General features: G+C 37.2%; 5 protein-coding genes. All 5 read left to right on the top strand.

The features are described from left to right. Positions 1-353: 353 nt before the first annotated feature. The 5 genes from DV872_RS22895 to DV872_RS22875 all read left to right on the top strand — a co-directional run bounded on the left by DV872_RS22895 (position 354) and on the right by DV872_RS22875 (position 6,165). Positions 354-1,517, top strand: a complete 1,164-nt coding sequence (locus DV872_RS22895; protein WP_147283248.1) for a sensor histidine kinase — start codon at positions 354-356, stop codon at positions 1,515-1,517. Then, positions 1,517-2,977, top strand: a complete 1,461-nt coding sequence (locus tag DV872_RS22890; RefSeq protein ID WP_114632293.1) for a response regulator — start codon at positions 1,517-1,519, stop codon at positions 2,975-2,977. The genes DV872_RS22895 and DV872_RS22890 overlap by 1 nt, the downstream gene beginning before the upstream one ends. Before the next feature lie 81 nt (positions 2,978-3,058). Beyond that, the gene (locus DV872_RS22885; protein ID WP_158547127.1) at positions 3,059-4,351 is read left to right on the top strand and encodes an ABC transporter substrate-binding protein; all 1,293 of its coding nucleotides are present in this window, start codon (positions 3,059-3,061) and stop codon (positions 4,349-4,351) included. 84 nt (positions 4,352-4,435) lie between these two features. Continuing rightward, positions 4,436-5,314 carry a carbohydrate ABC transporter permease gene (locus tag DV872_RS22880; protein WP_114632291.1) on the top strand — a complete coding sequence of 293 codons (879 nt, stop codon included), beginning with the start codon at positions 4,436-4,438 and terminating at the stop codon, positions 5,312-5,314. After that, complete coding sequence (locus DV872_RS22875; RefSeq protein WP_114632290.1) at positions 5,314-6,165, top strand: carbohydrate ABC transporter permease; 852 nt, start codon at positions 5,314-5,316, stop codon at positions 6,163-6,165. Before DV872_RS22880 ends, DV872_RS22875 begins: the two co-directional genes overlap by 1 nt. The last annotated feature ends 10 nt before the right edge of the window (positions 6,166-6,175 follow it).

Genomic DNA, 6,175 nt, shown 5'->3' with positions numbered 1-6,175 from the left:
CTGTCCAAACGTTGTAGTATGATGACTCATAGCCGATTTCCTTTTGTTGTATTGTTTTAGTCGACTTAAGAATAAACGGAGATCGGCTTTTATAAAACCCCTTTCAAATTATCTTGGACAGCTGTGATGGAGCCTATGATATTTATTTCAGTTCAAACGTTTCTCTGGAGACAAGCCCATTCTTTCAGGATCATATTAAAACTCTTGAATCTGAGCTTACACCAAATAATCGTGAAATTTGGGGGCTTCCATTTTATTCCAATCAATCAAATAACTTTCTCCTACCCTATTACCGTAAAATATATTTCGGGAAAAGCGGAAAAAAGCTGGGATTTCTGGAATCCTTTATTCCTGTGAAATTATTTAATAGTTCAATTGAAAATACACTATTTTCAGATAATGGATCACTGTATATCATTAACAAAGAAGGAATCATCATAGTTCATGACGATGAGAGTAGAATATTAAAGTCTATGGAACCCTCAAAACTTGATTTTCTTAAAAAAAATCTGAATAAAGCATCTTTATTTGATGATTCAATACTATGTCATACGAAGACTATCCCGGAAAAAAACTGGATTATTGTCAACGAAGTTCCCAAAGCTGTCTTACTTGTTCCTGCCAAAGAAATGAAATTCAATTTTTTAATTATCGGGATTATAGCACTCGTTTGCACCGTCTTTCTCTCATTCAGATTATCAACATCAATCATGAAACCCATTATTGAAATGGAGCATTCAATATCCACTATGGATAATTTAGTATCCAGAAAGTATGTACCGATTCATGCTTTAGATGAAATTGGCAAATTAGGGAAACAATATAATCATATGATTGACCGTATTGCTGAGGCGGCTGAATTCGAACGAAAAAGGGATGTTCAAATAAAACAGTATGAGCTTGCTTTGCTTCAGTCCCAGATTAAACCTCATTTTCTAAATAATATCCTTGAAAATGTATGTGGGTTAATCGAATTGGGAAGAATCGATGATTCACTCTCACTAATCCAGGATACAGCCGATTTTTACCGCTCTATACTTTCCACTGATAATCTCTTAATCAGCTTGGAACAGGAATTAAAAATTGTATCATTGTATATAAAAATTCAAAATGTACGATGCAACAATAGAATCAGATTGGAGATTGATGTCCCGGAACAGTATTATGAAAAGCAAATTGTGAAACTCACCCTTCAACCATTGACCGAGAATGCCATTCAACATGGCATGGATTTATTTGGGAAACCCCTTAACATCAGGATTGATTGCATAGAAAATGAGCAGGGATTGATATTAAGAGTACATGATTCGGGTTTAGGTATGAGCCGGGAAATTCTTGATGATATACTTAAAACAGAACGAAAAACGAGTGCCGGGGAACCAATACACATCGGTGTATATGCTACAGACCAGAGACTTAAACTGCATTTTGGAATTCAACATGGCTTAAAATATTCCTCAGAAATGGGATCAGGAACAACTGCTGAGATTCATTTACCCTGGGAGATAAAAATTTAATGGAATTCACTGAGAAAAATAAAGTTCTTATTGTGGATGATGAATACATCATCAGGGAACGCCTCGAGTTAAATGTAAAGAAAGCCGGTTTTGATGTTGTCGGCCAGGCGGAAACAGGGCTTCAAGCCTATGAACTATACAAGAAGACAAAACCGGATATCATTATATCTGATATTTTTATGCCAGTTATGAATGGTGCGGAGTTACTTGAAAAAATACGAGTAAATGATTCTCGTGTGAAATTCATTTTCCTCACAGGATACAGTGAATTTGACTATGCCATGTCTGCTTTGAAAAACAATGCCAGTGATTATCTTCTGAAACCCCTTGATACAACGAAATTGATTGAAGTTCTTAATAAACTCATGGATGAAATAGAAGAAGAAAAAGAGATGGAGTCTCTTAAAAGAGAAAATGAAATGATTAAAGACGGCAGCTTTATCGACCATTTTTTTTCAAACAACGATATTCATCCTGAGATGAGTATGGAATTAGCGTCCCTCCTTCAATATCCAGAGGGCATCAGGATGCTGATGATCTATAAAAAAGGGAGCTGGATTGGAATTGACGAAGATGTGTATCAAATTGAGAATGATATAAAACTCGTATTTTTCAAAATTTATAGAAAGGGTATTACAGATCTCTGTACTACAGACTGTTATGCGGCTATGGGGGCTCCCTGTCACTCAGAAAAAGAGCTGCGTGAATCGTTTCACTTTCTTCGCAGGATTCTGCTTCATAGATTTTTTTCCCCGAATAAACATTTTTATATTGGTGAAGATTATTTAAAGGTGGATAAGGACAAAATACAGGCAATTGATCAGCAGAACAGAAATTTGCTTCAGAAGAATAAAATCTCTGAAATTATTGAACTCATTGAAATAGAACTGACTGAGCTAAAATCACCTGCCAACCTCGAGTATTATCTATATATGATGAAGGGACTTTTACTCCGTAAATCTGATCATATATCGGGAGTCATGTTGAGTGATCATTCCCCGATATGGATTCTGGAACAGTTCTCCACACTATCTGAATTCGCCAGCTGGTTAAAAGCATTGATTCAAAAAACATATTCAGTAAACAATGAGAGAGCAGAGCTGGATTTATCCACCAGGATTAAGCAGTATCTGGAGGAGAACTATGGTTCTTCCATAAACCTCAATTCAATAGCAGTCAATGTATTTGCCCACCCGAACTATATCAGTACCAAATTTAAAGAAGATGTGGGGATATCAGTAACTGAGTATCTCTGTTCTTTACGCCTCGAAAGAGCCCGGGAACTTTTAAATACAACAAATCTTTCATGTAAAAAAGTCTCTCAGATAGTCGGGTTTCAGGATCAGTTTTATTTTGGAAAGTGCTTTAAGAGAAAATTCGACTTGTCTCCCACTGCGTTCCAGAAAGCTACCCTACAATCAAATGAAAACACAGTTAATAATAAACCTGAGAATTCTTAGTATAAGAGCTTATATATTTCCATGTCTTTCTGAAAATTTGATTGCTATACTGATGGCATGAAATACAAGGAGATATATTTTATGAAAAAGCTATGTTTAATTGTTTTGGGGCTATCACTCATTTCTACCATGATTTTTGCAAATGGTAGTCAGGAATCCACCGATGCAAAACCAGCTAAGGATGTGGAGATCACGGTTCTTGCAACCTGGGCAGGTGATACACCCTCAGTTGTTGTAACAAGAGATGCAGTACTGGGATTTTCTGAATTAGAAAATGGTATTACAGTTAATGCCGATTTCGTATATGAAGAAAAATCGTATTATGACAAACTCAGAACCCGGATTGCAACTGGTGAATTTCCTGATATATTTGAAGATTATGGTGGTGCACGGGACAAAGATTATGTTGAAAGTGGATTGCTCGTAGATCTTCAGCCCTATTTAGATGCTGACCCTGAATGGCGCGATTCATTCGTAAATGTTCTGGGAGACTGGCAGTATGATGGCTTTCCTGGACAATTTGGAGTTCCTACAGATATGTACTGTGTAGGTATATATTATAATACTGCTATTTTTGAAGAGCTTAATTTAGAAATACCTGAGTCTATGGATGAGTTTACTGCTGTTTGTGACAAACTTATAACAGCTGGTTATGATCCAATGTCTCTGGGTGAGAAAGATCCCTATCGTGCCGGTCATTTCCTGAACAATCTAGTCATGAAATCAATCGGAGCACAGGGTGTTATGGATCTAGGTTCCAGAAAAATCGCCTATGATGGTCCTGAAATGATGAGACTGTATCAACTGATTTATGATTTTAATGAGAAGGGATATTTTGGACCTAATACCATCAATAAAGATGCAGGAATGGCCAGAGCCGATTTCCATAATAAAGTATCAGCAATGCATTTTGACGGAACATGGGCAATATCTCCCATTGATGAAAGCAAGATTTCCGCAGATGTAGGATTTTTTCCCTTCCCCTATTTAGAAAAAGAATTTTACGGTCATTGGCAGGGTGGAAACAATGGTGGTGTCTCTGTAGTTAATACCCAAGATCAGGACAAAATTGATGCCGCTGTAGAACTCGTCAAGATGTTGACTTCACCAAAACTGATGGCAGAAAAGCAGGCCGCAGCTAAGGGTGGTGTTTATCCAGTAATGTTTGAGGGTGATTCATCAGTTGTATCTCCCCTCGCTACTATCGTATCAGAAAAGATGACTATGTCAGAAGTATTTAAAACAGACATTCAAAATTATGATGTAAATACTAAAATGCTTGATGCCGTACGAAATGCTCTCCAGGGTCTCTTTGTAGGAGGAACTCCCGAAGAGTGTGCTGCAGATATTATGCGTGTTGTTAACGCTGAATAGTCTGACATTCTAAATCTAAAATATAACAAAAAGAATTCTATAGCCGGGATGTATCTGCATCCCGGTTATCTTAAAGGGTCGCTCATGGTAGTAGGAAGCAGCAAACAAAAATGGTGGGATATCATCTTCATCATTCCTGGTCTTTTTCTGTTTATTTCATTTATAATAATCCCACTTCTTCAATCAGTTCATCAGTCCTTCTTTTCCTGGAATGGTATTGCTATCAGCAAAATGAAATTTGTTGGAATCAAGAATTACCAGTTGATTTTTTCAGATCCGAACCTATGGCACTCCTTAGTAAATGTTCTCTGGTTTATGGCTGGTGGTTTTATCGTTTTAATGCCCATATCTTTTCTATTGGCAATGATTATCAATAAGAAATATAGATTGAAAAAGATTTTCAAAACAACCTATTTTATGCCGGTTGTTCTACCCCTGACGGCCGTCGGACTCATGTGGGTCTATCTGTTGTTTCCTGATATCGGTCTGGTCCCAATAATCATGAAATGGTTTCATCTCCCTGAAATTAATTTTCTGGGAGACCCGGATTGGGCAATCATCTCCGTTGTACTGGTAAATGAATGGACTTTTGCGGGGCTGAATATGCTTATATTTTCTGCCGGAATTGTAGCAATTCCAGGGGAACTATTTGAATCTGCAAAAATTGATGGGGCAAGTGAATGGCATCAAACCAGGTACATAACTCTTCCTATGATGAAAGAGTATTTCAAAATCTTCTCAATTCTGTGTATTACAGGATGTATTAAACATTTTAATCTCGTTTTTATTATGACTGGAGGAGGTCCGAACCGGGCTTCTGAAATGCCTGCTACCATGCTGTATAACGAGGCATTCGTATATAGGAATTTTGGAGTAGGCAACGCAATTGGTGTATTTCTCCTGGTCGCCGGAGTTTTTTTAAGTTTCACTACTAATAAATTGTTTTCAAGAGGTGATGACTGATGATGGGAAAAGCCAAACAAATCCGACAGGGCATTGGCTACTGGGTACTGGGTACATTCGCTATTCTGTGGGCGATTATAACCCTCTACCCTTTTATAGTTACGATATTTTCATCCCTTAAAACCAATGATGAAATACTTGGATCAATGCTCAAATTTCCTTCAAATCCAGTATGGCATAATTATTATGTAGCCATATACGGAGCCAATATACTTCAAACGATTATGAACTCAATACTCCTGGCTTCATTTTCTACAGCCGGTGTTTTACTTTTTGCGAGTATGCTGGCTTATGTAGTCTCTCGAAAAAAGCATAAATATAATAAAGCAGTTTTAGGATTTTTCCTGACAGGAATAGTTCTTCCCATCTATGCGACTCTCGTTCCATTGATGAAGATGGTATCAAAAATAGACCTCCTCAAACCAAACACATTTTATACTCTGATTTTTATTTATATTGCTATATGTCTTCCTGAAGGTTTATTTATTATAGCCGGGTACATGAAAGGGATCAGCAGAGAGCTGGATGAAGCGGCAATTATAGATGGCTGTAATACCCCTCAACTTTTTTTTAAAATACTGCTTCCCATATCTAAACCAGCCCTGGCTACCGCGGGCATTATTGCATTTCTGGCTTGTTACAATGAAATGATATTTGCATTGCTCTTCATTACAGAGAAGAGTAAATACACGGTCTCCATTGGATTATTATATTTTGTTGGGAAAAAGACAGTAGATATGGGTCCCTTGTTTGCTGCCATTATTCTGACCACCCTGCCAATGTTAATTTTCTATATGCTTTTCCAGGAAAAGATTCAATCTGGAATTGTTGCCGGTGCAGTTAAAGGATAACAAGTTCTAA

This window comes from Oceanispirochaeta sp. M1 (assembly GCF_003346715.1).
In the GTDB taxonomy this organism is placed as follows: domain Bacteria; phylum Spirochaetota; class Spirochaetia; order DSM-2461; family DSM-2461; genus Oceanispirochaeta.
The sequence above is the reverse complement of the archived record's forward strand: the minus strand, read 5'-3'. Positions and strand labels throughout refer to the sequence as shown.